The organism is Bacillus sp. NH11B (assembly GCF_001884205.1).
GTDB lineage: Bacteria > Bacillota > Bacilli > Bacillales > Bacillaceae_G > Bacillus_A > Bacillus_A proteolyticus.
The window spans coordinates 112041-138541 of sequence record NZ_MAOG01000109.1; the positions used below are offsets into that span (position 1 = coordinate 112041).

Consider the following 26501-nt stretch of genomic DNA (forward strand, 5'->3'; position numbering starts at 1 on the left):
CTATATTAATTTCTCTGCTACGTATGAAGCGAATACATCTAACGCTACTTCTTCTTGTTCACCTGTTGCCATATCTTTTAAGTTAATGATGCCTTTATCTAGCTCATCTTCTCCTAATACAGCTACAAATTTCGCCTTTAGACGATCTGCTGATTTAAATTGTGCTTTCATTTTGCGATCTAAATAATCTTTTTCAACTGACAATCCAGCTTTACGAAGATCGAACGCAACTTTTGCAGCATGGTCTTTCGCTTTTTCACCAAGCGCTACAACGTAACAATCAATGCTATGTTCAAGTGGTAATTCAATGTTTTCAGCTTTTAGCGCCATAATTAAACGTTCAATACTCATTGCAAAACCGATACCTGGCATTTCTGGTCCACCGATTTCTTGTACAAGTCCGTTATAACGGCCACCACCGCTTAATGTAGTGATCGCACCGAAACCTTCTGCCTCACTCATAATTTCAAAAACAGTGTGTTGATAGTAGTCTAAACCACGCACTAAGTTCGGATCTTTTTCAAATGGAACATCCATCATCGTTAATAGTTCTTGAACTTTGTCGTAGTATACTGCTGAATCTTCGTTTAAGTATTCTGTAATAGATGGTGCTGTTCCCATTAATTCATGGTTACGGTCCTTCTTACAGTCTAAAATTCGAAGTGGGTTCTTTTCTAAGCGAGATTGACAGTCAGAGCAGAATTCGCCGATACGTGGCTCAAAGTGTGCGATTAACGCATCACGGTGTGCTTGACGGCTTGCTGCATCACCTAAGCTGTTTAATACAACTTTAATATTTTTTAAGCCCATGCCGCGGTAAAACTCTACAGCAAGTGCAATTACTTCTGCATCAATTGCAGGGTCATTACTACCAATTGCTTCAATACCGAATTGTACGAATTGACGATAGCGACCTGCTTGTGGTCTTTCGTAACGGAACATTTGACCGATATAGTATAATTTCGTTGGTTGTGTTGCATCACCGAACATTTTATTTTCAACGTAAGAACGTACAACAGGTGCAGTACCTTCTGGACGTAATGTTAAACTGCGCTCTCCACGATCTTGGAATGAGTACATTTCTTTTTGTACGATATCTGTCGTATCACCAACACCGCGTAAAAATAGCTCAGTGTGTTCAAAAATTGGTGTGCGAATTTCTTTATAATTGTAACGACGGCAAATTTCGCGTGCTTGCCCTTCGATATACTGCCATAACTCAACAGTGCCTGGAAGAATATCTTGCGTTCCGCGTGGGATTTGAATAGACATATTCAGTTCCTCCTCAAATTGTTTTAATCTTAATAAAAATAAAAAAACTCCCGCCTCTACTGTTTGAACAGTAGGGACGAGAGTATTATACCCGTGGTGCCACCCTAATTGAAGCACGTATGCTTCCACTTTTTTAATAACGCTTAAATATGCGTTCATCTCTACTAAGCATATATGCCGTTCAAGTTGAAACCTCTAGAGTGTCATTCAATCAGTCATCATGCAGAAATGTTTTCAGCCTAAGACATTTCTTCTCTTTCCATGTGTGTCTCATTTACTCTTCTCTATCAACGGTTATATTCATATGTAAATATAAAATTACTATACGTTTGTTGAGTAGGATTGTCAAGTGCTCTAAGAACGTTCAATCTGCTTCTTTAGACGCTTTACATCTTGAAGAGAAATTCCGAACTCAGAAGCAAGCTCCATGGATGTATTGTTTTGTTCTTTTGAAATAAAATCATGAAAACTCACGTTAAACAGCTGATTTGCACCATTTGTAACAGAATGCCCTTTTTCATTCATACGCATACGTATATCCCTCACATTCAATATGGATGTTTTACTTGTTATTGTTCCATATTGATGAGATAGTTATACATAGCCGAAACAGCTATTGATTCCAAATAAACATAAGAATGCGATTAACAATAATAACAGTAGCCAATCCACTCGCAAGTAAAGGGTGCTTTAAATGATATAACGCTGCAACCCCTACTCCAAAAACGCTAATTTCTAACAATACATGCAATATACCACGCACTTCCCACTCTGCGTGTGGAGCTCCAAATAACCCCCATATGACCGCAACAACAATCGGAAGAATAATAGCCAGTATAATTTTCACAACAGGTATTTCTCCTATTCGAAACCCCCAGTACCCAACAATCCCAAGAACACATAACTCTAGCATAAAACGCAAAGCTATATTGAATTCTTGAAGCATGCTACACCTTCTTTTTCTTTTATTCCCCTTCACAATCATCCTATGTTAAAGTGAAATTTTAATCAATGGGGGTTTTGTCCATCCCCCACTGATTATTAGCCTTCACCAATCGGACCTTTACGGGCAGCCCACAAATAGCAGGATAAATGAACAAAACATACAATAATGTATAAAAAAGAGAGGGTCATATAACCCTCTCTTTTTTAACAATGCTATTTACTTTCCACAATTAAGGTCACCGGACCATCATTGATTAAAGAAACGTCCATCATTGCTCCGAACTTCCCTGTTTCTACATGTAATCCTTGTTTACGTACCTCTTCGTTAAAGAAATCATATAAACGCTCTGCATAGTCAGGTTTCGCAGCATCCATAAAGTTTGGACGTCTTCCTTTACGGCAATCTCCGTATAATGTAAATTGCGAAATAGATAGAACTTGTCCTTCTACATCAAGTACAGAGTGGTTCATCTTTCCGCTCTCATCTTCAAAAATGCGTAGGTTTGCAATTTTTTCTGCAATATAAGTTGCATCTTTTTCTGTATCTTCATGCGTAATGCCCACTAGTAATGTTAAGCCGAATGGAATTTGTCCTACAATCTCACCATCTACTGTGACAGACGCTTCCTTTGATCGTTGTAAAACAACTCTCATCTTTTCTACACTCCCTATTAATGCATCATGCGTCGTACTGCATAAATTTCTGGAACACGTTTAATGCGCTCTACTACTTTTTTCAAGTGCTGTAAGTTTCGAATAGAAATCGACATGTTAATCGTTGCCATCTTATTACGATCACTTCTACCAGAAACAGCTGAGATATACGTTTTCGTTTCTGTAACAGCTTGCAATACTTCATTCAATAAACCACGGCGATCATAGCCTGAAATTTCAATATCAACATTGTATTCAATTTCTTTTTCAGGGCTACCTTCCCACTCTACTTCTAGTAAACGCTCTACAGCTTCTTCTGTATGCACATTGACACAATCACGACGATGAATCGATACACCTCGGCCTTTCGTAATATACCCAACGATATCATCACCTGGAACTGGGTTACAGCATTTTGATAAACGAATTAGTAAATTATCAGCACCGCTTACCTTTACACCAGAATCCCATTTTCGAATTTTCATCGGTTTACGAACTTCTTTAACTTCAACGATGTCTTCTTCTTCACGTTGTTTACGGAACTTGTCCGTTAGTCGCGTAACAATTTGCGCCGCTGTAATTCCGTTATATCCAACTGCTGCAAACATATCTTCTTCATTTGCAAAGTTAAACTTCTCAGCAACACGTTTTAAATTGTCAGGAGCTAACACTTCTTTCATCTCATACTCTAGACCACGTACTTCTTTTTCAACAAGTTCACGGCCTTTTTCAATATTTTCGTCTCTACGCTGCTTCTTAAAGAATTGACGTATTTTATTTTTCGCATGAGATGTTTGAGCAAGTTTCACCCAATCTTGGCTTGGGCCATACGAATGTTTCGATGTTAAAATTTCAATGATGTCACCCGTTTTTAATTTATAATCAAGGGTTACCATTTTTCCATTTACTTTTGCACCAATTGTCTTGTTTCCAATTTCCGAATGGACACGATACGAAAAATCAATTGGAACAGAGCCAAGTGGTAATTCCATTACATCGCCTTTTGGTGTAAAGACGAATACCATGTCAGAGAATAAATCAATTTTTAATGACTCCATAAATTCTTCTGCATTAGAAGCTTCATTTTGCCATTCTAATATTTGACGGAACCAAGTTAGTTTCTTCTCTAATGTACCTGTTGTTTCTGCTGTTTTTCCTTCTTTATACGCCCAGTGTGCCGCGATTCCGAATTCTGCAATCTCATGCATTTCTTTCGTACGAATTTGTACTTCTAGCGGATCACCTTTTGGTCCAATTACAGTCGTATGAAGAGATTGATATAAATTTGCTTTCGGCATTGCAATATAATCTTTAAAACGACCTGGCATTGGTTTCCAGCATGTATGAATAATTCCAAGCACCGCATAGCAATCTTTAATACTATTCACAACGACACGTACAGCTAGTAAATCGTAAATTTCATTGAATTGTTTATTTTGCAATGCCATTTTACGATAAATACTGTAAATATGTTTTGGTCTTCCAGAAATCTCAGGTTGAATTGAAACCTCTTTTAATTTCTCGCGAATGCCAGTCATTACTTCATCTAAATATTCTTCACGCTCTGCACGTTTACGCTTCATTAAATTTACGATACGATAATATTGTTGCGGATTTAAATAGCGAAGTGACGTATCCTCTAACTCCCATTTAATAGTACTAATTCCGAGTCTATGTGCTAAAGGTGCAAAGATTTCTAACGTTTCATTCGCAATGCGACGCTGCTTCTCTTGAGGCAAATGTTTCAATGTACGCATGTTATGAAGACGATCAGCTAGTTTAATTAAAATAACTCGAATATCTTGAGCCATTGCGATAAACATTTTGCGATGGTTCTCTGCTTGTTGCTGCTCATGAGATTTATATTTAATCTTTCCGAGCTTTGTAACACCATCGACAAGCATAGCGATTTCTTTATTAAATTCTCGTTCAATATCTTCTAATGTAATCTCTGTATCTTCCACTACATCATGCAAGAAACCTGCCGATACTGTAGCTGGATCCATGTGTAAATCAACTAAAATACCTGCAACTTGAATTGGGTGAATAATATATGGTTCACCCGATTTTCTATATTGCTCGCTATGTGCATCGCGTGCATATTCATAAGCACGTGCCACTAGCTCAATATCTTCATCCGCTAAATATTGACTTGCTTTCTCGAGTACCTGTTCAGCTGTTAGTACTTGCTCATTTGCCATCGAATCACCTTTTATTGAAAATTGACTTTGTATTTATTAAATAGAATAAATTATATTCTATCATTATAACCCAATGATTGTGAATTGTGAAAAGGAAAAGATTTTACTGACATTTCACCTTATTTTTTTGTTCAATTATACAAAAGTACCCGCTCCTCTCCAAGAGATTCACGGGTACTTTTTATCACCGTAGTTTTACCTATATAGTGATTAGTATTTTTCTAATACTAATACATCGTAACCATCTAACATTTTACGACCATCTAAGTAAGTAAGCTCTACTAAGAATGCAATCCCTGCTACAACTCCGCCAAGTTCTTCAACTAGCTTAATTGTTGCTTCAATTGTTCCACCTGTAGCTAATAGATCATCAGTAATTAATACACGTTGACCTGGTTTAATTGCATCTTTATGGATTGTTAAAACATCTGTACCATATTCTTTGCCGTAGTCAACTGTAATTACTTCACGTGGTAATTTTCCTAATTTACGAACTGGCGCAAATCCTACTTCTAATGCATAAGAAACTGGGCAACCGATAATAAAACCACGAGCTTCTGGTCCTACTACAACATCGATATCTCTTTCTTTTGCATACTCAACGATTGCATCTGTTGCTGCTTTGTATGCTTTACCGTCGTTCATTAAAGGTGTAATGTCTTTAAACACAATACCTTCTTTCGGATAATCCGGTACAATTGCGATATGTTGCTTGAAATCCATATTTCTGAATCCTCCTCAGATATAAAAGGTTTGTAGATACAAATCCTTTACCCTAACTGTTCTACTTATTTATGATTACGAATCGTTTCAAACCATGTATATAGTTGCTGATATGTGCTATAAACCAATTCTTTTTCTAATTGTAAGTGGCTCATTTTCTCACGATATGTGTTCGATTCAATTAAATCACGCTTTTGTTTTTGTTCGGCCATAAAAATGACACCGTCTTTTATTGTAACAAATTCTAGCTCAAAAAACACCTGTGTCATGAAATTTACTGTATCTTTTGACCAACCTTTATGGCGACATAGTTGTTCCCCATATTGTCTTAAAGAAAATGGTGATTTTTGATTTAAGAAAGAATAATACCATTTAAAATGTTCCCTCGTTGGGACTGTACTAAATAGATGATTGTTCTCTTGATAAAATAACGTGTAGATTCTAGATGGGAATCCTACTTTAAATAAATCATGCAATTCATCTGTTCCTTTTGGCAAATCGAGCAAAACGATGTATTGATCATCTAAATGAGTTACCTCTGATGCATGCACAAGATGTTCTTTATAGTCTTCTAAAGAAAACTTATTCAATACCTCTTCAGAAAAATACACCATTGTTATTTTTTCTTTCGGAAGTTCTGCTAAATTCGCTTCCACATTACGCATACTACGCCAATCAAATAATTGCCATGCCTCTACAGCAATATCTTGTACCATTAATTGTGGCTTCTTAAAATTATTCCATTCATTAATGGATGCCTCTCCTATTACAGAAACTTTCGCAACTGGAGAAATTTCTTTTGCATACGCACCAAATCCGAATCCAATTGTATCCAGTGTTGCCTGTCCGTCACGAAGTGCCATTTTCAAATGTGAACCATCTGATCCGATTGCACGAATACTTTCTAATTCAGCATCTTTCACCGCAATACGTGGTTTCGGATTTCCAACACCAAATGGCGCTAACTTTTGCATATCCTCAATTGCAGCAAGAGTTACATCCTCCACCTTACAAAAAGCATCAACTGCTGTAATTGGAATAAAATCTTCCTCAGTTAAAATCACATCAGCTTGCCCATTTAACCTACGTCTTAATTCATCTACATCATTCATATGTAGCGTCATTCCGGCTGCCATCGGGTGTCCTCCGAAGTGTGGCAATAACTCTCTACAATCAGACAAGTTAGCAAATAAATCAAACCCTGCAATACTACGCGCTGAACCCTTTGCCGTTTCTTTTATAGGATCAATGCACAATACAATCGTTGGACGATAAAAACGTTCAACTAATTTAGAAGCAACAATCCCAATTACACCTGGATTCCAACCTTCTTTCGCTAGTACTAACACTTTATTTTCTTCAGGCGGAAAATTATTTTCAACTTCGGCGATAGCTTCTTCTGTAATTTGCTTTACAATATCTTTTCGAAGTTTGTTCAGCTCATCAATTTCTTCAGCAAGCTCTTTCGCTTCTTCTGGATCGTCTGATAATAATAAATGAACAGCAGGTGTTGCATCTTCTAAACGTCCCACCGCATTAATACGCGGTGCAATTGAGAAGCCAATACTTTCTTCTGTAATTTCACTTTGCGAAACGTTAGCAACTTTAAATAAAGCTTTCAAACCAATATTTCTTGTCATACGCATATGTTTAAGCCCGCGCTGTACTAACAATCTGTTTTCACCATGTAGCGATACTAAATCAGCTACTGTACCGATTACTGCGATTTCCAATAAATGTTCTGGAACGCGCCCTAAAAGTGCATGTGCAACTTTAAACGCAACACCAACACCCGCTAAATAGTGAAACGGATAAACACCGCCTTCTAATTTCGGATGAATAATTGCAAGTGCTTCTGGTAATTCTGGCGGTGGCTCATGGTGATCTGTAATAATAAGATCTATTCCAAGGTCCTTCGCTACCTTCGCTTCATGTACCGCTGCAATACCAGTATCTACGGTAATAATTAGCGAGAACCCAGCGCTATGCGCCCAACGAAACGCTTCTTCGTTTGGTCCATACCCTTCTATAAAACGGTTTGGAATATAAAATTCTACCTCTGCACCTAATTCTTGAAGCACAAGATATAAGACAGTCGTACTACTTACTCCGTCCGCATCGTAATCACCAAATATTAATATTTGCTCTCCATTTTGAATCGCCTTATTTACACGTTCTACCGTTCTATCCATTCCTTCTAATAAAAATGGATCGTGAAATTCTTGATTTTCTGTATTTAAAAAATCTAAAATCTTATCTTCTGTATCTAATCCTCTACCGAGGAATAACGAAACAACAAGAGGTGATAATTGCAATTTACTTGCTAATTCACTCACTCGCTCTTCACTATATTCTTTTTCTTTCCAACGCGTCTTCGGTTGTAACACGAAATCACCCCTTAACCTATCCATTATACAAGACAGATTAAGGGGTGACAATATGATGCAAGCTACGATGCAATATCCATATACTAAAATATTAATGCTATTTAATTTGGTGAATACGGATTTATATGTACAAAAACATTTTGTACGTTATCTTGTTTCATAAGCGTTTCTTTCACATGCTTTCCAATGCGGTGCCCTTCTTCTACAGTAATGTATGGATCTACAGAAACTTTAATATCAACAATAACGTAATGACCATGCTCCCTCGCATATAAAGAACCGATTTTTTTCACACCATCTATTTGAAGTACTGCTTCTCTAAGCGGAATAACATCTTCCTCATGAAGAACATGATCAAGCGTTGCATGAATCGCTTCTGCCCCAATACTCCACGCCATTTTCGCAACAAGAATTGAAACAAATAATCCTGCAATCGGATCGGCATATACAAGCCAATCTAAACCTAATTTACCACCGATGATAGCTGCACAAATGCCGATTAAAGCTGCAATTGAGGAAAACACATCCGAACGGTGCTCATATGCATTTGCAATAATTGCATCACTATTTATCCTTTTCCCTAATCGGAATTTATATTGAAACATTCCTTCTTTCACGACAATAGAAAAAATGACAGCAAAAATTGTAATTCCCTTCGGCGGTTCTAGTTCTTGTGAAAAAGCTTTTATAGACGAAATCGCTATCTCTAGTCCAACAATAAATAATAATACCGCAACAATAATCGCTGAAATCGATTCCGCTTTGCCATGACCGTACGGATGATCTTCATCAGGCGGCTGCTTCGCTGCTCGTAATCCAAAAAGTACAGCTAACGAACCAATTACATCTGACCCAGAATGCACAGCATCCGCCAATAGCGCCTTACTGTTTCCAATATAACCGATTACCGCTTTTATAATCGCTAATATAATATTACCAACGATTCCGACAATAGCACCAAACTCGGCCTGTTTAAAACGTTCATCTTTTTCCATAATTAAAATCCCTTCTTTTCTTAACCTATCTTTTTATCCCGCTATTTGTGGGCAGTAAGCCCCCCCACCTCAAAATCCGGCAAATAAGAGGAGTTAGGTGGGAGTCGTGCTGCCCGTAAAAGCCCGATTAGTGAGGGCTAATAATAAGTGGGGATGAACAAAACCCCCACTTATTAAAGTGTCACTTTATTTTAACAAAAACAGCGATAACCTTACCACTTTCTTCCACTTTCTTCTTTCAAAAGTTGCTACCTTATTGTATCCACAAACGAAAAAAGAGATGCCTCATAAAGAGACATCACCTTTTTTATACTTGCGGTTCAGATTCTACTTTCTCAACCTTCTTCTTGTTTTTCCCCTTTTTCAAACGACGGTTTTCAAGTAGTAACCAAATTTGAGAGGCAACGAAAACAGAAGAATACGTACCTACGATTAATCCAACAAGTAAAGCAAACGAGAAGTTACGTAGTGACTCGCTACCGAAGATAAGTAACGCAATTACCGGGAATAACACTGTTAATACGGTGTTAATCGAACGTCCAAGCGTTTGACGAATACTTGCATTTACGATTTCTTCTAGGTCTTTTATATCGCGAACTCGTTTTTTCTGTTTGTATAATTCACGGTTTCTATCAAAGGTAACAATTGAGTCATTAATAGAATAACCGATAATCGTTAATACCGCAGCGATAAACGTTAAGTCTACTTCTATCTGGAAAAGACTAAACATAACAACCATAACGAATGCGTCATGTAGTAATGCAAGTACTGCAGATAATGCATACGTAAATCGGAATCGAATACTTACGTATAAGATAATAACTACCGAAGCAATTAATACTGCGATAAATGCATTTCGTGCGATTTCTTTACCGATTGTTGGTGAAACTGTACTTACGTTTGGCTCTGTACCATATTTATCATGGAAGAATGTTTTTGCTTTCGCAATTTCATCTTTTGATAAAACTCCTAATGTACGAACGGCGAAACCTTTATTGTCGTCCCCAGTCGGTACAATATCTTCTTCCTTCACATCAATTTTCAATTCTTCCAAATCTTTATGAACATCTGACACAGTAAGTGCTTGTTTAGATTGCAAGTCGATACGTGTACCACTTGCAAAGTCAATCCCAAGATTCAGTTTGAAAATCGGTAGTATAATTGCACCTGCAATTACAACTACCATCGAGAAGATAAGGAATTTATGACCGATATTTACGAAATTAATACGATCAAATCTTGTCGGTGGATGTACTACACCTTTTGTTAATGGAATAATATCCTTTTCCTTAACACCAAAGTAAGATGGTTTTTTATCGAAGTAACGGCTCTTTACAAGTAAACCTAGTAAGAAACGCGTACCGAATACGTTCGTAATGAAACCGACTAAAATACTAACAATTAAACTTGTTGCGAATCCTTTTACAGAGCTATTACCATAAACGAATAATACACCAGCTGCTGCAAGTGTTGTAATGTTCGCATCTAAAATTGTTGATAATGAACGATGGTTACCAGCACGAAATGCTGACATCATCGACTTACCAATTTTCAGCTCTTCTTTCAGTCTCTCGTACGTAATAATATTCGCATCAACTGCGATACCTACCCCGAGCACTAACGCTGCAATACCTGGCAACGTAAGAACCGCATGCATCCAGTTAAAGACAAGCAATGTAACGAAAATGTATAAACCTAACATAATAACCGCTACAAGTCCTGGTAAACGGTAGAATACAAGCATAAATAAGAAGATTATAGCAATACCAATCGCACTAGCGAAAATCGTTTGCTCTAATGCTTGTTGCCCAAATTTCGCTCCAACAGATGTTGAATACATTTCTTTTAAATCAACAGGAAGTGCACCTGCATTTAATAAAGATGAAAGTTCTTTCGCGCTTTCCACTGTAAAGTTTCCACCTACGATAGATACTTGAGCTTGGTTAAATACTTGGTTTACTGTTGCTGCTGATAAAAACTTCGGATTCGGTTTTGCAGACTCTGCTTTATACGAATCTTTTCCTTCTTCAAAATCAAGCCAAATTACCATTAAATTCGTTGGTGGTGGCATTTTTGAAATTTTTTCAGTTACTTCACGGAATTTGTCAGCGCTTTTTAGTGTAAGACCTACGCTTGCACGGCCTTGCTCATCAAATGTTTGCTTTGCTCCGCCGCCTTTTAAATCCGCTCCGTCCATAAGAAGGTTGTCATTCACATCACGGAATGTTAATTTTGCTTGTGTTGATAACATGTCACGTGCTTTTTGCTGATCTTGTACACCAGCAAGCTGTACGCGAATTCGATCTTCTCCTTCGATTTGAATGTTCGGCTCACTTACACCGAGTGCATTGACACGATTTTCAAGAGCACCTACTGTACTGACAAGTGCATCACGATCGATTTTATCACCTTTTTTGGCTGGTTTTACTTCATACAGAATTTCAAAACCACCGCGAAGGTCTAGTCCTAGACTAATTCCTTTTGCTATGTCTTTTCCTGCCGCACCAATTACTCCACCAATTAATAAAACGATGAGGAAAAAGGCGGCAATTCTTGTACCACGCTTTGCCATATGTACCCTCTTTCTGCTACTAACACTTTCAACAAATCTCTTATGATTCATTTTTACACGTGTGCATACGCCTAGTTAGTAGACTTACTTTCTATAAAATACATGTATTTCCGCTAGTTCATCACTAGCTGTGTAGGTAAGTTTGTCACCATGCCTACACTTTCATTATTTATTTTTCCTCTTCACTACCTCCTTTATATATAATCTTAGACATAATTAATTCCTCTTTATCAATACCTATCATTATACTGCAAAAGGAAGAACAAACCAATTACAGTCGGTTATTTATTTTCATATTCATCAAACGACCAAAGTGGCGCTTGATATGCTTCAACAGTTAAATAATTCATATATTCATTAGTACTTACTCTTAATACATCATTTACTAATTCATATAACCTAACATCACTGTCTATCTTTTTCCACTTTTTCGCCTTGAGAAACTTCCAAATATCATTATCTGTCACTCGGTCGTAACCGAACATTTGAAACTCTTCTACTTTACTTTCTAAAACGACTTGTAACTGTCCGCGGTATGATTCTACCAAAGCCTCTTTATCCAACATATATAACATCTCCTTCTGATTTCAGCACGAAAAGTCGCTTTTAATCCCGCTCTAATGGACAGCAATAACCACTTTCAAGAGTTCCCTCAATACTGCACTCTCTTAAATGCTTGTCATTCTTGTCTCATACGTGCATATAAATTATTGTAAATCATTCCACTGATTTTGAGAAGGTAGGAGAAGACCATGACGAGACAAAGCTTTTTAAAAGGTGCATTTATTTTAATGATAGCTGGCTTTATTACAAAAATCCTTGGATTTATTAACCGCATTGTAATGGCACGTATTTTAGGAGAAGAAGGCGTTGGCCTTTATATGATGGCTGTTCCCACCTTCATTTTAGCAATTACATTAACACAAATTGGCCTTCCTGTTGCAATTGCAAAATTTGTAGCAGAAGCAGAAGCAGTGAACGATAAACAAAGAGTCAAAAAAATATTAACTGTCTCCCTAGCTGTTACATCCGTTATTAGTATCATTTTAACAATTGGAATTATGCTCCTCACGCCTGTTCTAGCAAAAACATTATTAACCGATGAAAGAACGTACTATCCATTAATGGCTATTTTACCTGTCGTCCCTGTTATTGCAGTTTCTTCTGTTTTACGCGGTTATTTTCAAGGGAAACAAAATATGAAACCTAGCGCCTATGCTCAAGTTATAGAACAAGTTGTCCGCATTACAATTATCGCTGTATGCATTCGGTTATTTTTACCTTACGGCGTAGAATATGCTGCAGCTGGCGCCATGCTATCAGCCGTTCTTGGCGAAGTTGCATCTTTATTATTTTTACTTACTTTATTCCAGCGCGAAAAACATTTATCTATACGCTCTGGTTTTTTCACTACGGTAAAGGAGAGCAAAAATACATTTTATTCTCTTATGGATATCGCACTTCCAACTACAGGAAGCCGTTTAATCGGTTCCGTTTCCTATTTCTTTGAACCTATCGTCGTTATGCAAAGCTTAGCAATTGCCGGGGTTGCCGCTTCTGTCGCAACACAGCAATACGGTATATTGAACGGTTATGCCTTCCCGCTTCTATCACTACCTGCCTTTATTACATACGCTCTTTCTACAGCACTCGTCCCTTCCATTAGCGAAGCGATGGCAAAGAGACAGCACAAATTAGTGGAACACCGTTTACAACAAGCACTTCGAATTTCCTTAATTACTGGCGGATGGTCAGTCGTTATTTTATATGTATTTGCTTCACCCGTCTTAACGCTTATGTATGGATCGGACAGTGCAACAGCGTTCATCCAACTTCTTGCACCTTGCTTTTTATTTCATTATTTTCAAAGCCCACTTACATCTGTGTTGCAAGCTTTAAACTTAGCAAGAGCTGCTATGATGAACACATTTATTGGCGCTATCGTAAAATTAATCGTTATTTTTGCACTCGCTTCGCGCCCAGAGTTCCAAATGATGGGGGTTGCTCTCGCAATCGCAGCAAATATAGTGACGGTAACATTCCTTCACTATGCTACTGTTTTAAAGAAAATTAAATTTACTATTTATGCAAAAGACTATATTTTTGGAGGACTTGCCATCGGCATTGCAGGTGCCTTCGGTTTTTACCTTCATAAATATATTATTTTCTCTCATTCACTTGGCGTACAAACATTATGGGAAATCACTTTAACAACAATCGTTTATATTTTCCTCCTCTTTGCTTTCAAACTCATTCGAAAAGAAGAGTTGAGTCGCCTCCCTATCATTCGGAAACTTTCATTTTTGAAGTAAATAGGCTTACTATTTAATACGGTAAGCCTCTAGTTTTCTTTCAAATCAACAAAAAATTGGCCATTTTGAAAGCTGCAGTATAAAATTTGTGCTATATCGTTATAACCTAAGTTTTTTAATTTCCCAATGAGCCATTCATCTGTGTGTTCAATCATTTGCAAATGATTGAATTGAATTTCTCCATCAATAATTAATGGGAGTGTAAAAATCGGCGTATCATTTTTACTCTTTTTACTTTTTTGCTTTTGAAAAACAGACAACTTCCCTGACGGTTCTAAAATAGCATATTCCACATCCCGCACATCCCCGACCCCTTGCTCCCTTAGTTGCATCATTAAATCGTCTATGTTATAGCGCTGTTTCCGCATCTTTTTTTCATCAATCTTTCCCGCATTTATAAGAATAGCCGGTTCACCTTCTATTAAATGTCGAAAACGTTGAAACTTTAAAGATATAATTGACAAAATGATTTGTATGCACATAAGAAAAATCATCGGAACTAATTGATGCCAAAGTGATTTATCGGTATTTTCAATTGCTACTACGGCCATTTCTCCAAGCATAATGAATACGACTAAATCTAATACACTTAGCTCTCCAATTTCACGTTTACCCATAAGACGGAAAATAATTAAGATAATGATATACAAAAGCATCGTCCGGCCAATTATTGATACCCATTCCATTTCTACATCTCCTTTTTTATTTATAGATTCCCCTACAAAAAAGAAACTAGTCTAACTTGATCAAAATGAAAATATGCTTGTATTAAAAAGGGGGAATTCATAAATGGATGGAACGAAAAAATTATCAACTGCAATCGGCTTCGGTATTATTACCCTACTTATCCTCGCCTCTATTACTAGCATGGTTATAGCTCTATTATTAAAGTTTACGAATATGAATGAAGGGACATTAACCGTTACTATTTTGATACTAGCTCTTCTATCTATGCTTATGTCTGGGTTTATTGCTGGAAAAAAGGCACAAGGGAAAGGTTGGCTAGTAGGTTTCACAACGGGACTTACATTCGCTATGCTTGTTTTTCTAGTTAACTATTTAGGTTTCTCTCAAACTTTATCGAACTCACAGTTACTTTACCAATTGGCATTAATGGGCGCGAGTACACTCGGTGGTATTTTTGGTGTAAATATGTCAAAACAAAATAACTAAAAAAAGGCCCTGCACATTTCATGCAGGGCCTTCCTCATTAGTTTTTCACAACTTCACGAATCGCATTGCGATCGAAAGTTAAGTGTGAACCACCAGATTTAACAACGATTTTCGTTTCATCTACTGATTCGATTGTACCGTGTAAGCCACCAATTGTTATGATAGCATCACCTTTTGCTAATTCGTTTTGCATTTGAGCAACTGCTTTTTGACGCTTTTGTTGCGGGCGAATTAATAAGAAATAGAAAATCGCAAACATCGCAACGATCATAATGATATTCATCATACCTGGATTCATATTTTTTTCCTCCTTTTAAATTATGTATTAGAAGTTTTTAGCATTCGGTTTATTAAAGCCATACTGTTCAAAGAACTCTTCGCGGAAATCGCCAAGACGGTCTTCACGAATAGCTTGTCTCACCTGCTCCATTAAGTTTAACAGAAAATGAAGGTTGTGATAAGACGTTAAACGAATTCCGAACGTTTCATCACATTTCATTAAGTGACGAATGTACGCACGAGAGTAATTTTTACATGTGTAGCAATCACAGTTTGGATCAAGCGGACCGAAGTCTCTAGCGAATTTCGCATTTTTTACAACAAGGCGACCTTCACTTGTCATACATGTACCATTTCGAGCGATACGAGTTGGAAGTACACAATCAAACATATCAACACCACGAATTGCACCATCAATTAACGAGTCAGGAGAACCTACTCCCATTAAGTAACGTGGTTTATCATCAGGAAGAAGTGGTGTTGTAAACTCAAGAACACGATTCATAATATCTTTCGGTTCACCAACAGATAGACCGCCTATAGCATAGCCAGGGAAGTCCATTGAAACAAGATCTCTCGCACTTTGGCGACGAAGCTCTTCAAACTCCCCACCTTGTACAATACCGAATAAACCTTGGTCTTGCGGACGCTCATGCGCCTTTAGGCAACGCTCTGCCCAACGGCTCGTACGCTCTACAGACTTTTTCATGTATTCAAAAGTAGCTGGGAACGGTGGACACTCATCAAATGCCATCATGATATCTGAACCTAATGCATTTTGGATTTCCATCGCTTTTTCTGGTGATAAGAATAATTTATCTCCATTTAAGTGGTTACGGAAGTGAACGCCTTCCTCTTCAATACGGCGGAAGTCACTTAAACTGAATACTTGGAAACCACCAGAATCCGTTAAAATCGCACGGTCCCAGTTCATAAATTTATGCAAACCACCTGCTTCACGAACAATTTCGTGACCTGGACGTAGCCATAAATGATACGTATTACTTAAAATAATGCCAGAATCCATCGCTTTTAATTCTTCTGGTGACATTGTCTTAACTGTTGCAAGTGTCCCCACTGGCATAAATGTTGGTGTATCAAATGAACCGTGCGGCGTATGTACACGACCTAAACGCGCACCCGTTTGTTTACAAGTTTTAATAAATTCATAACGAATTGCTGTCATAATTTACTCCTTTTATTTGTTTCTCATTTTAGCGTGAGATGCAACGAACATTGCGTCACCGAAGCTAAAGAAACGATATTTTTCTTTTACTGCTTCATTATAAGCATGAAGTACATTATCTCTATTTGAAAATGCACTTACAAGCATAATTAGTGTTGATTTCGGCAAATGGAAGTTTGTAATTAAACCATCAATTGCTTTAAATTCATATCCTGGGTACATAAAAATATCTGTCCAGCCAGAAGCTGCGCAAAGCTTACCACTATGATCAGTCGCAATCGTTTCTAACGTACGAGTTGATGTCGTACCTACAGTAATAATACGTCCACCATTCTCTTTCACACGATTTAATAATGCCGCTGTCTCTTCAGACATATGGTAATATTCTGCGTGCATATGGTGCTCTTCAATCGTATCTGCAGAAACCGGTCTAAATGTTCCAAGTCCTACGTGAAGTGTAATAAATGCTAACTGAACGCCTTTTTGCTTTAACTTCTCAAGTAACTCTTCTGTAAAGTGAAGTCCCGCTGTCGGTGCTGCTGCTGAACCGATTTCTTTCGCATATACTGTTTGATAGCGATCGCGATCTTCCAGTGTCTCTTTAATATATGGAGGAAGTGGCATTTCCCCAAGTTCATCTAAAATTTCATAGAAGATGCCGTCATATGAAAATTCAAGCTGACGTCCACCTTGATCTGCAGTTCCTATGCAAGTTGCTTTTAATTTCCCTTCACCAAAAGAAATTACAGTTCCTTCTTTTACACGTTTCGCTGGCTTAACAAGCGTTTCCCACTTATCGCCTTCCTCTTGTTTCAAAAGAAGCACTTCAATGTGCGCGCCTGTATCTTCTTTCACACCGTGCAAGCGAGCAGGCATAACTTTCGTTTCATTTAAAACTAAGCAATCTCCCTCATGTAAGTAAGAAAGAATGTCTGTAAAATGTTTATGCTCAATATCACCAGTTTCACGGTCTAACACCATTAATCTTGATGTTTCACGATCTTCTAACGGGACTTGTGCAATAAGTTCTTCTGGTAAATGAAAATCAAACAGATTAATATCCATAACTGTATCCACCTATTTCTTATTTGAATCGATTTATTATATACATAATAAAAGATAATGCAATACTTAACACAATACATGTAATGATAGGAAAATAAAAGGTAACGTTACCTTTTTTCACAAAAATATCGCCTGGAAGCCTTCCTATGAACTTCCAAGCTAGACCAACAACAATGAGTAAAATACCGGCTGTAATAAGCAGCTTTGGCATCTCCGTCATGCTTTTGGCATCTCCATTCCGAAATGTTCATATGCAAGCGGTGTTACAATCCGGCCTCTTGGAGTTCGTTGTAAAAAGCCAATTTGTAATAAATACGGCTCATACACATCTTCAATCGTATGAGATTCTTCCCCAATCGTCGCCGAAACTGTTTCTAGTCCAACTGGACCACCGCGGAACTTTTCAATAATACCAAGTAATAATTTATGGTCAATATGATCAAGACCTAATTTATCTACTTGCAGTAGTTCTAACGCCATTTGTGTAATTTCCATTGCAATTGTTCCGTCGCTGCGAACTTGTGCGAAATCACGTACACGTCGTAATAAACGATTCGCTATACGAGGTGTGCCACGAGCACGTCTTGCAATTTCTAGTGCAGCTAATGAGTCGATTTCAACTTCAAACACTTCTGCTGTACGTTCAACAATCGCAGAAAGCTGATCCACTGTGTAATACTCTAATCTTGAAAGCACACCGAAACGGTCACGGAGCGGCGCTGATAATGCTCCGGCACGTGTTGTCGCTCCAACTAATGTAAATGGAGGTAAATCTAAGCGTACAGACCGTGCTGACGGTCCTTTTCCAATTACGATATCAAGGCAAAAGTCTTCCATCGCAGGATATAGTACTTCTTCGATTGATCTATGCAAACGATGAATTTCATCAATAAACAATACATCTCCAGGCTGAAGTGCTGTTAATACCGCTGCTAAATCTCCTGGTCTTTCAATTGCGGGACCTGACGTCGTTCGAATGTTAACACCCATTTCATTGGCAATAATATTCGCAAGCGTCGTTTTACCAAGTCCAGGTGGTCCATATAAAAGTACGTGATCTAACGTTTCGTCACGCATTTTCGCCGCTTCAATAAACACTTCTAAATTATGTTTCGCTTTATCTTGGCCAATATACTGACGGAGCGTCTGTGGCCGTAATGAATACTCTAAATCCGCATCTTCGTATCCAGATTCCCCTGAAAGGAGACGTTCGTCCATTATACTCACCTCTTACCATTTAGTAAAAGACTAAGTGCCTTTTTAATATATTGATCCGTCGTTAATGATTCTTTTAATAACTCTGGTACAACACGAGAAACTTCCCGTTCTGCATAACCAAGTGCACGCAGTGCCTCCAGTGCTTCATCAAGTTCAACTGAGGAACCTTTCTTCTCATCAAAACTTTCAACATCTGAGAACAAATCAACAAACGCATCTGGTACAACATCTGCTAGTTTTCCTTTTAAATCTAAAATCATTTGGCGCGCTGTTTTCTTTCCGACGCCCGGGAACTTCACTAGAAACTTCTCATCTTCATGTTCAATCGCTTGAACGACCTGTCCTGTTTGACCAGAAGCTAAAATTGCAAGAGCGCCTTTTGGCCCAATGCCAGACACACCTAACAACTTTGTAAATAATAAACGCTCTTCACGTGTTTTAAATCCGTAAAGTGCCATAATATCTTCTCTCACATAATGATATGTATAGACACGAATTTCTTGCTTACTTCTTTGAAATACATACGGATTTGGTGTGAAAATTTGATAACCAATTCCATTATGATCAATTACGACATATTCCGGTCCTACATATTCCACGTAACCTGTAACATATTCAAACAAAATACGATCTCTCCCTCTCAAATCATGTATTCCATTTTAACATATTTAACAATAGAAAAGCGAGAATGCCCCAACAAATGTTCTCTATTTGAAACTTCTGTTATTTTCCATTGACAGAAAGTATAAAGCCCCTTAATATACAGAGGTCGATAATGATTATCAATATTAATTAAAGGGGTTACATCAGGATGAAACAAAAGCTATTTATTTTATTTACTATTATGCTAGTTGTTCTTTCTATCGTTGGCTGTTCTTCTCAAAAAGAAGAATCAAAAGCAAAAGAACAACCGAAAACAAAAGTTGTAAAACATGCTAAAGGGGAAGCAACAATTCCAGTTAATCCAAAGAGAATTGTTGATTTATCTGGATCAACAGAGGAATTATTAATCCTTGGACATAAACCTGTTGGCACAGCAAACACGTATAAAGATAAAATCCAAAATCACTTAACGGACAAGCTAGACGGCGTAAAGGCAGTCGGCTGGTACTGGGCGCCTAAAGTTGACCTAGAGGCTGTTACAGCTTTAAAACCAGACTTAATTATTTTAAACAATCGTCAATTGAAAATTTATGATCAACTAGAAAAAGTTGCACCGACAGTTGTTCTAGAAACAAATCTAGAAGACTGGCGTGGTAAGTTTAAAGAAGTAGGTAAACTATTTGACGAAGAAAAGAAAGCTGACAAATGGATTGCAGACTACGATAAAAAAGCAGACTCTTTATCAAAAAAAATTAAAGAAAAAACAAAAGATGAAAACTTTATGTTCGTCGCAGTTACACCTCAAAACTTCCGTGTATACGGTAGCTTCGGATACGGTGACATCATCTTTAACGATTTAAAACTTCCAGCAACAAAAGGTACAGATTTAAAGCAAACGATGGCACAAGTATCACTAGAAGGTCTTGTTGCATTCCAGCCTGACCAAATGTTTATCGTAAACTTCGGCGGTGAAGCTGATAAAGTGTACGAAGACTATAAAAACAGTGCCGTTTGGAAAGACAATAAAGCAGTAAAAAGCAATCACGTATACGAAGTATCAAATGAAGTCTTCAATACGAAAGCATTCAATCCAATTGGAAAAGACATGCTAATTGATGAAATTGCAAAAGAAATTTTAGCTAAAAATAAATAAGAAAAAGCAGCTCATCATGAGCTGCTTTTTTTCTTATTTTGCACTGCATACTGCTTCATTTTTTCGATTGTCTTCACAAAACCTTCTTTTGATTTTATGCGAATACCACGTTTCAATTTCGCACGCTCATAACTCTCAAGCTTTTTCATATCAATTTGAAAGAAGGAGTGGATCGCGTTATCACTTTTCGGTACCCCTTTGAAAATTTGTAATATCCCTTCCTCTGAAACACCAAAATAACCGCTCGTTTTCAGTAAAGGAGAAATATCATCAACTTTCTTTTGTAATACAATTTGTACATCATCACGATCAACAAGTTGCCATTCCTTATATTGCTGCAAAAACTTTTCTAAATCCGCTACTTTTTCTGTCAGTATTTCCTCACTTACTTCTCCATCAACATACATGCGCTCTAATAAAATTGTAACTTGAGGTTCTTTTTCTACTACTTCTGCCCTCACATCGGATCCATAAGCTAAGCAAAACATCATAACGAAAGCTTGCAATGCAATTAGTATCCATTTCATTTCCGTTCACCTCTTCTAGGCAAAATCATACTTTCATTTGTAGTTTTTCCGGAAATGGGGGTTTTATCCATATAAACATTAGTATTAAATTTCTAGAGAAAATAAAAAATGCAGATAAGAATTTATCCTATCTGCATGTATCATTTACTTTTATATAAAATGAAAGACGCCTGCAAAGCAGGCGTCTTGATGCGTTTACGGCGAGAGACCAGGCGACCACATTCGCGTGTTTAGCACTTAAGCATATCTCTCGTCTTACGTAAATTAGCTCATCGCTTTGCTAATATAACATTAATAAAGTATAAGTGCAACATGTTTATAAAAACATTTTATTTCCTCTTTCACTTAAATGGAATTGATGTAAATTATAAATTGATAAATGTAATGTATATGTTACAATAAGTATAACAGCGAAATCATAATAAACTGGAGATGGATATTGTGAAAAAAATAAAGGATGAACGCCTCATACTTCAAACGTTAAAAAACATACGTATTGCCTTCCTTTTTCAATCCCTTGGCATAATCGGAATTTTAGGCTATATCGGATTCACGGAAGGAATGGATCAAATTACGAAATCTCCATTATGGTTATTATTTATTCTTACAAGTATTGTACTTAGTTATTTACAGTTAAGTATTTCAATCGATGTAGAAGAAAGTGAAAAGGAAATAAAGTTAACTCCTTATTACAAACTTGTTTTACGCTCTCTTATTGTTGGAATTATCATAGCTATTATTTATATTATTTTCAGTCCAGAAAGACCTCTGTTTGAAGCTATTCTTACAGGTAGTATTTTCTTCATATGCTTTTTAGCGTCTTACTCTGTTAGTTATTTTATAAAAAAACGCCGTTTACAAGACGACGATGAATAAAGAGGAAGGGCTATCCCTTCCTCTTTTGTTTTACTATCGTACTGTACCCGTCAGACCGTAACGAATGTCTCGGAACATATTCACTATGTCACGATTAAAATCGTTTGTAACTGTACCGTTACGTAGACGTGTACTCATTGCATCGACACGAGTAAACATGTCATTTCTTACAGAAACATATACGTTTCTATTTCCAACTTCATTTGCAACAGCTTGACGAATTTCGTTTGCGAGCGCTGTTTCATTCGATACTGGATTACTTGGTTTTACCGCAATCGCTACGTCGTTTCCATATACAACTGTAGACACGCGGTCTACGTTATTCATACGTTTCACACGATTTGTAATTTTTTCTGCTGTTTTACCATCATTGTTAATGTATGAATTGTTCATTGTAATATTACGAGTTGGATGTGGATTAGCAATTTGCCCATTGTAATTTACATCACGGTAATAATTATTGTATCCTGTATCGTTACGACCGTTTCTATATGTTACATAATCTGTATAACGATCATTACGCGCTACATTATCACGATACTGGTGTGTATCATTATAAGATGTACGCTCGTAATTGTAGTTACGTCCATCCATCGCATTATTATCTTTTGGTGTACCACATGCAGCTAATGCACTGGTAACTAACAAAGAAGCAGCAATCACTTTTACTTTCGTATTCAATACAAAAACCCCCTCTGTTAGAATGAACTTCTCTTCTGAAAAGCTCCCTCTTATGATGAGTAACAGAGTAGTTTTTTACACTGTTAATATTTCACTAGGAATTTTCTAACACTTGATGAAAAAACTTTATTTTTTTAATTAACATGAATGCAAAAAAGGCGGGAATAATCCCACCTTTTTTTAAACTTCCTCTTCGTCCTCTTCTTCCGAAACTGGCTCTCCAAATACATTTGGTGGATCTGGTTGATAATACATCGTTCCTGGCTGTGGTGCATATGCCGGCTGAGTTGGTTGATAATATAATGGATTAGCATATTGCGGTCCACCTGGTTGTGGGCTATATAACCTACTTTCTCCTCCGCATCCACAATCTTCTTCACCTTGCACGAGTGGTGGCATATTATTATCCATTGGCATCATATTTGGATTTGGCATAGAAGTATATTGCGGCGCCATTTGTTGATACGGCATTTGATTGTATGGATTTTGTTGCTGATACTGCGGATATGGCGGCATCATTGGCTGTTGATACGGCATTTGATATGGCATCATATTTGGTGGTTGATTGTTATCCATTATCGGCATCATGTTTGGCGGTTGATTGTTATCCATTATCGGCATCATGTTTGGCGGTTGATTGTTATCCATTATCGGCATCATATTTGGCATTTGGTTGTTATCCATTATCGGCATCATGTTTGGCATTTGGTTGTTATCCATTATCGGCATCATATTTGGCATTTGATTGTTATCCATTATCGGCATCATATTTGGCATTTGGTTGTTATCCATTATCGGCATCATGTTTGGCATTTGGTTGTTATCCATTATCGGCATCATGTTTGGCATTTGGTTGTTATCCATTATTGGCATCATGTTTGGCATTTGGTTGTTATCCATTATCGGCATTATATTCGGCATTTGGTTGTTATCCATTATTGGCATTATATTCGGCATTTGGTTGTTATCCATTATTGGCATTATATTCGGCATTTGGTTATTATCCATTATTGGCATTATATTTGGTGGTTGGTTATTATCCATTATTGGCATTATGTTCGGCACTTGTATATTTGGCGGTATTACTTGCGGGATAGTAACATTTTCTTTTGATACGTTTGGTGAGACTATATTCCCTATATTTTCTTTCTTCACTTGTGGCGAGACTATATTTCCTACATTTTCTTTCTTCACTTGCGGTGAGACTATGTTCCCTATATTTTCTTTCTTCACTTGCGGTGAGACTATATTCCCTATGTTTTCTTTCTTCACTTGTGGCGAGACTATATTCCCTACATTTTCTTTCTTCACTTGCGGTGAGACTATGTTCCCTATATTTTCTTTTTTCACTTGCGGTGAGACTATATTCCCTACATTTTCTTTCTTCACTTGCGGTGAGACTACGTTCCCTATATTTTCTTTTTTCACTTGCGGTGAAATTATGTTTCCTACGTTTTCTTTTTTCACTTGTGGTGAGACATTTCCTATATTTTCTTTTTTCGTTTGCGGAGAAATGACGTTGTTAGGTTTCATTTTATTAATTTGAGGAGCAATTAACTCGCTTCCCTTTTTTATTACATCTGAAATTTTATATTCTTTTTTCGCTTTAATTGGCGGTTGCGGTGGCTGTGGCAATACATTAATGGAAAATTTAGTATTCTCCTTCGTAGTTGACTTTTGCTTTTCTACTTTCTCTATAACAGGTGGTTTTTGAATAACAGACGGCATTTCAACTGGTTTTTCTTTTTGAATCGGCTTTTCTTGTTGTACTTCTTTTTGCGGCTTCACCTGTATTTCTTTTTGTGGTTTCACTTGCATTTCTTTTTGCGGTTTTACCTGCATTTCTTTTTGCGGTTTTACCTGCATTTCTTTTTGCGGTTTTACCTGCATTTCTTTTTGCGTTTGTTGCATAGCTGGCTCTTGTGTAATAGGTGCTGATTGATACGTAATTTCCTCTTCATCTTCTATTCCAAGTGGAGTTGATGTTGATGCAAACTCTTTTTGTTGCACCTCTTTTACATATTGTTTTGGCGGCGTAGAACCCGCTCCAGGCTGTTGTTTCACATGAACGCCGTTTGATGGCACTTTAATTTTCATACCTGGCATGATTAAATCTGGATTACTAAGCTGTGTATTTGTTTTTTTCAGCGTGTCAAAATCCACTCCGTACTTTTTTGCAATTTTCCAAAGGGTATCCCCTTTTTGCACGATATGAATTTTCAAATTTTCCCCCTCCTGTATAACTTATCTATAAGTAACAAATCTCATGAAGTAACCCTTTCTAAATAACATTAACTTCTTTTCACTTTCATCACTTCTTCGATTTTCAATATCATTTGAAGTGGAATAAGCATAAAGTGAAACTTTAATCAGTGGGGTGTTCTCCCGCACTGATTATTAGCCCTCACCAAACTTCTTTGCATCAGCCGAAGTTTGAAGTGAGAAGTTTTACTGCCCGCAAATAGCGGGATAAAAAAATCACAATGATTTCCTCAACACAATGTATGCCTATTTCATTCTTGTTATGATTATATGTACAAAAAAAGCAACGGAAATCCCGTTGCTTTAAACGCGTTCTAACATACGATTTAATGCCAGAACTGCTTCTTCGGTTACTTTATTTTCTACACGAATAACGTTAATTTCTTCTCCTCTTTCTATATTCTCAAGCGCCCATAGTAAGTGAGGTAAATCAATTCGGTTCATTGTTAAGCACGGACACATAAACGGATTTAACGACATAATTTCTTTATCTGGATGTTGCTGAATAATTCGGTTCACTAAATTCATCTCTGTACCAATCGCCCACTTACTTCCCACTGGAGCAGCTTCAATCATATCAATAATATATTTCGTTGATCCTGCATAATCGGATGCAGCAACAACTTCATAACAACATTCAGGGTGAACAATAATATTCATATCCGGATGATTTTTTCGCACACTTTCAATATTTTTCACAGTAAAATTTTGATGAACAGAACAATGACCTTTCCATAAAATCACTTGAATTTCTTCTAGATCTCCATCGTACTCTAATGAATCTGTATGCGGGTTCCATACTGCCATTTTATCTAATGGGATGCCTAAGTCGTACGCTGTATTTCTTCCTAAATGTTGGTCTGGCAAAAAGACGAGACGTTCTTTTTGTGTAAACGCCCAAGACACCATTTGTTTTGCATTAGAAGAGGTTACTGTTGCCCCTCCATTACGACCGCAAAATGCTTTAATAGCAGCTGTTGAATTTACATACGTTAGTGGAATCATCGTATCCCCAAATAATTTCGCGAGCTCTTTCCACGCTCTTTCTGTTTGTTCAATATCTGCCATATCCGCCATTGAACACCCTGCACGCATATCTGGTAAGATGACAACTTGATCCTCTGTCGTTAACATATCTGCTGTTTCCGCCATAAAGTGCACACCACAAAACACAATATATTTCGCCTCTTTATTACTCGCCGCAACTTGTGCAAGTTGCAACGAATCCCCTGCCGCATCTGAAAATTGTACCACTTCATCTTTTTGATAATGATGCCCTGGGATAAATAGCAATTCACCCATTTTTTCTTTAATTTCGCGAACACGCTCTTCCATTTCTAATGTAGACATCGTTTGATAACGCTCTGGTAACATTACTTCGATTGGCTGCACTTTCTCTAAAATACCCATTTATGAT

Annotated in this window: 24 protein-coding genes, 1 pseudogene and 1 other annotated feature; of the genes and pseudogenes, 4 read left to right on the plus strand and 21 right to left on the minus strand. The window is 37.3% G+C overall.

The features are described 5' to 3' along the window. The 10 genes from hisS to BAU27_RS19975 form a co-directional block, all read right to left on the minus strand. Positions 1-1272, minus strand: coding sequence for a histidine--tRNA ligase (hisS, locus tag BAU27_RS19930; RefSeq protein ID WP_000027084.1), 1272 nt, complete (start codon positions 1270-1272; stop codon positions 1-3). Positions 1273-1341: 69 nt separating this feature from the next. Continuing rightward, positions 1342-1572, minus strand: a binding site (T-box leader). A gap of 54 nt (positions 1573-1626) precedes the next feature. Beyond that, the gene (locus BAU27_RS32395; protein ID WP_048531368.1) at positions 1627-1803 is read right to left on the minus strand and encodes a hypothetical protein; all 177 of its coding nucleotides are present in this window, start codon (positions 1801-1803) and stop codon (positions 1627-1629) included. Positions 1804-1885: 82 nt separating this feature from the next. Further along, complete coding sequence (locus BAU27_RS19940) at positions 1886-2218, minus strand: YrdB family protein (protein ID WP_071747439.1); 333 nt, start codon at positions 2216-2218, stop codon at positions 1886-1888. A 212-nt stretch (positions 2219-2430) separates the two neighbouring features. Continuing rightward, positions 2431-2871: a D-tyrosyl-tRNA(Tyr) deacylase gene (locus BAU27_RS19945; RefSeq protein WP_001266956.1), complete on the minus strand. Its 441-nt coding sequence runs from the start codon at positions 2869-2871 to the stop codon at positions 2431-2433. Between the two features lie 17 nt (positions 2872-2888). Next, the gene (relA, locus tag BAU27_RS19950) at positions 2889-5072 is read right to left on the minus strand and encodes a GTP diphosphokinase (RefSeq protein ID WP_071747440.1); all 2184 of its coding nucleotides are present in this window, start codon (positions 5070-5072) and stop codon (positions 2889-2891) included. 210 nt (positions 5073-5282) lie between these two features. Continuing rightward, positions 5283-5795 carry an adenine phosphoribosyltransferase gene (locus tag BAU27_RS19955; protein ID WP_000346217.1) on the minus strand — a complete coding sequence of 171 codons (513 nt, stop codon included), beginning with the start codon at positions 5793-5795 and terminating at the stop codon, positions 5283-5285. Positions 5796-5860: 65 nt separating this feature from the next. Then, positions 5861-8182: a single-stranded-DNA-specific exonuclease RecJ gene (gene recJ / locus BAU27_RS19960; protein ID WP_071771716.1), complete on the minus strand. Its 2322-nt coding sequence runs from the start codon at positions 8180-8182 to the stop codon at positions 5861-5863. A 101-nt stretch (positions 8183-8283) separates the two neighbouring features. Then, positions 8284-9177, minus strand: coding sequence for a cation diffusion facilitator family transporter (locus tag BAU27_RS19965; RefSeq protein WP_071747442.1), 894 nt, complete (start codon positions 9175-9177; stop codon positions 8284-8286). 307 nt (positions 9178-9484) lie between these two features. Beyond that, positions 9485-11749: a protein translocase subunit SecDF gene (gene secDF, locus BAU27_RS19970; protein ID WP_071771717.1), complete on the minus strand. Its 2265-nt coding sequence runs from the start codon at positions 11747-11749 to the stop codon at positions 9485-9487. Positions 11750-12030: 281 nt separating this feature from the next. Further along, complete coding sequence (locus BAU27_RS19975; RefSeq protein ID WP_002112000.1) at positions 12031-12315, minus strand: post-transcriptional regulator; 285 nt, start codon at positions 12313-12315, stop codon at positions 12031-12033. Between the two features lie 186 nt (positions 12316-12501). On the opposite strand from BAU27_RS19975, the gene spoVB reads away from it, so the two are divergent. Continuing rightward, positions 12502-14061: a stage V sporulation protein B gene (gene spoVB, locus BAU27_RS19980; RefSeq protein WP_071771718.1), complete on the plus strand. Its 1560-nt coding sequence runs from the start codon at positions 12502-12504 to the stop codon at positions 14059-14061. Positions 14062-14090: 29 nt separating this feature from the next. On the opposite strand, the gene BAU27_RS19985 is transcribed toward spoVB, so the two are convergent. Next, positions 14091-14747: a DUF421 domain-containing protein gene (locus BAU27_RS19985; RefSeq protein WP_071747445.1), complete on the minus strand. Its 657-nt coding sequence runs from the start codon at positions 14745-14747 to the stop codon at positions 14091-14093. 103 nt (positions 14748-14850) lie between these two features. On the opposite strand from BAU27_RS19985, the gene BAU27_RS19990 reads away from it, so the two are divergent. Continuing rightward, positions 14851-15234 (plus strand): TIGR04086 family membrane protein, encoded by a 384-nt coding sequence (locus BAU27_RS19990; protein WP_071747446.1) that lies wholly within the window; start codon positions 14851-14853, stop codon positions 15232-15234. A gap of 37 nt (positions 15235-15271) precedes the next feature. On the opposite strand, the gene yajC is transcribed toward BAU27_RS19990, so the two are convergent. From yajC to ruvA, 6 genes are read right to left on the minus strand one after another with little or no spacing between them, the layout of a single operon-like run. After that, entirely contained in the window at positions 15272-15532 is a 261-nt protein-coding gene (yajC, locus tag BAU27_RS19995; RefSeq protein ID WP_071771719.1) for a preprotein translocase subunit YajC, read from the minus strand. Between the two features lie 27 nt (positions 15533-15559). Beyond that, entirely contained in the window at positions 15560-16699 is a 1140-nt protein-coding gene (gene tgt / locus BAU27_RS20000) for a tRNA guanosine(34) transglycosylase Tgt (RefSeq protein ID WP_071747448.1), read from the minus strand. A gap of 12 nt (positions 16700-16711) precedes the next feature. After that, positions 16712-17764 carry a tRNA preQ1(34) S-adenosylmethionine ribosyltransferase-isomerase QueA gene (queA, locus tag BAU27_RS20005; RefSeq protein ID WP_071771720.1) on the minus strand — a complete coding sequence of 351 codons (1053 nt, stop codon included), beginning with the start codon at positions 17762-17764 and terminating at the stop codon, positions 16712-16714. Positions 17765-17783: 19 nt separating this feature from the next. Then, a complete protein-coding gene (locus BAU27_RS20010) occupies positions 17784-17984 on the minus strand; it encodes a DUF2905 domain-containing protein (protein ID WP_000138161.1) in 201 nt (66 codons plus the stop codon). Further along, positions 17981-18982 carry a Holliday junction branch migration DNA helicase RuvB gene (gene ruvB / locus BAU27_RS20015; protein WP_071771721.1) on the minus strand — a complete coding sequence of 334 codons (1002 nt, stop codon included), beginning with the start codon at positions 18980-18982 and terminating at the stop codon, positions 17981-17983. Before ruvB ends, BAU27_RS20010 begins: the two co-directional genes overlap by 4 nt. 5 nt (positions 18983-18987) lie before the next feature. Next, positions 18988-19605 (minus strand): Holliday junction DNA helicase RuvA, encoded by a 618-nt coding sequence (gene ruvA, locus BAU27_RS20020; RefSeq protein WP_000464514.1) that lies wholly within the window; start codon positions 19603-19605, stop codon positions 18988-18990. A 188-nt stretch (positions 19606-19793) separates the two neighbouring features. Between ruvA and BAU27_RS20025 the strand changes: the two genes are divergently transcribed. Continuing rightward, positions 19794-20738, plus strand: a complete 945-nt coding sequence (locus tag BAU27_RS20025) for an iron-hydroxamate ABC transporter substrate-binding protein (RefSeq protein ID WP_071747451.1) — start codon at positions 19794-19796, stop codon at positions 20736-20738. 14 nt (positions 20739-20752) lie between these two features. On the opposite strand, the gene BAU27_RS20030 is transcribed toward BAU27_RS20025, so the two are convergent. Next, positions 20753-21265: a BofC C-terminal domain-containing protein gene (locus tag BAU27_RS20030; RefSeq protein ID WP_071771722.1), complete on the minus strand. Its 513-nt coding sequence runs from the start codon at positions 21263-21265 to the stop codon at positions 20753-20755. Positions 21266-21706: 441 nt separating this feature from the next. Here BAU27_RS20030 and BAU27_RS20035 point away from each other — a divergent pair, with 441 nt between their 5' ends. After that, the gene (locus tag BAU27_RS20035) at positions 21707-22141 is read left to right on the plus strand and encodes a branched-chain amino acid ABC transporter substrate-binding protein (RefSeq protein ID WP_071771723.1); all 435 of its coding nucleotides are present in this window, start codon (positions 21707-21709) and stop codon (positions 22139-22141) included. Between the two features lie 33 nt (positions 22142-22174). On the opposite strand, the gene BAU27_RS20040 is transcribed toward BAU27_RS20035, so the two are convergent. The 3 genes and pseudogenes from BAU27_RS20040 to nadA form a co-directional block, all read right to left on the minus strand. After that, a complete protein-coding gene (locus BAU27_RS20040; RefSeq protein WP_071771724.1) occupies positions 22175-22822 on the minus strand; it encodes a YhcN/YlaJ family sporulation lipoprotein in 648 nt (215 codons plus the stop codon). 2030 nt (positions 22823-24852) lie between these two features. Then, a pseudogene (gene safA / locus BAU27_RS33580) lies at positions 24853-25045 on the minus strand (SafA/ExsA family spore coat assembly protein); the annotation flags it as partial. Between the two features lie 342 nt (positions 25046-25387). Then, positions 25388-26494, minus strand: a complete 1107-nt coding sequence (gene nadA, locus BAU27_RS20050) for a quinolinate synthase NadA (protein WP_071771726.1) — start codon at positions 26492-26494, stop codon at positions 25388-25390. Positions 26495-26501: the final 7 nt, after the last annotated feature.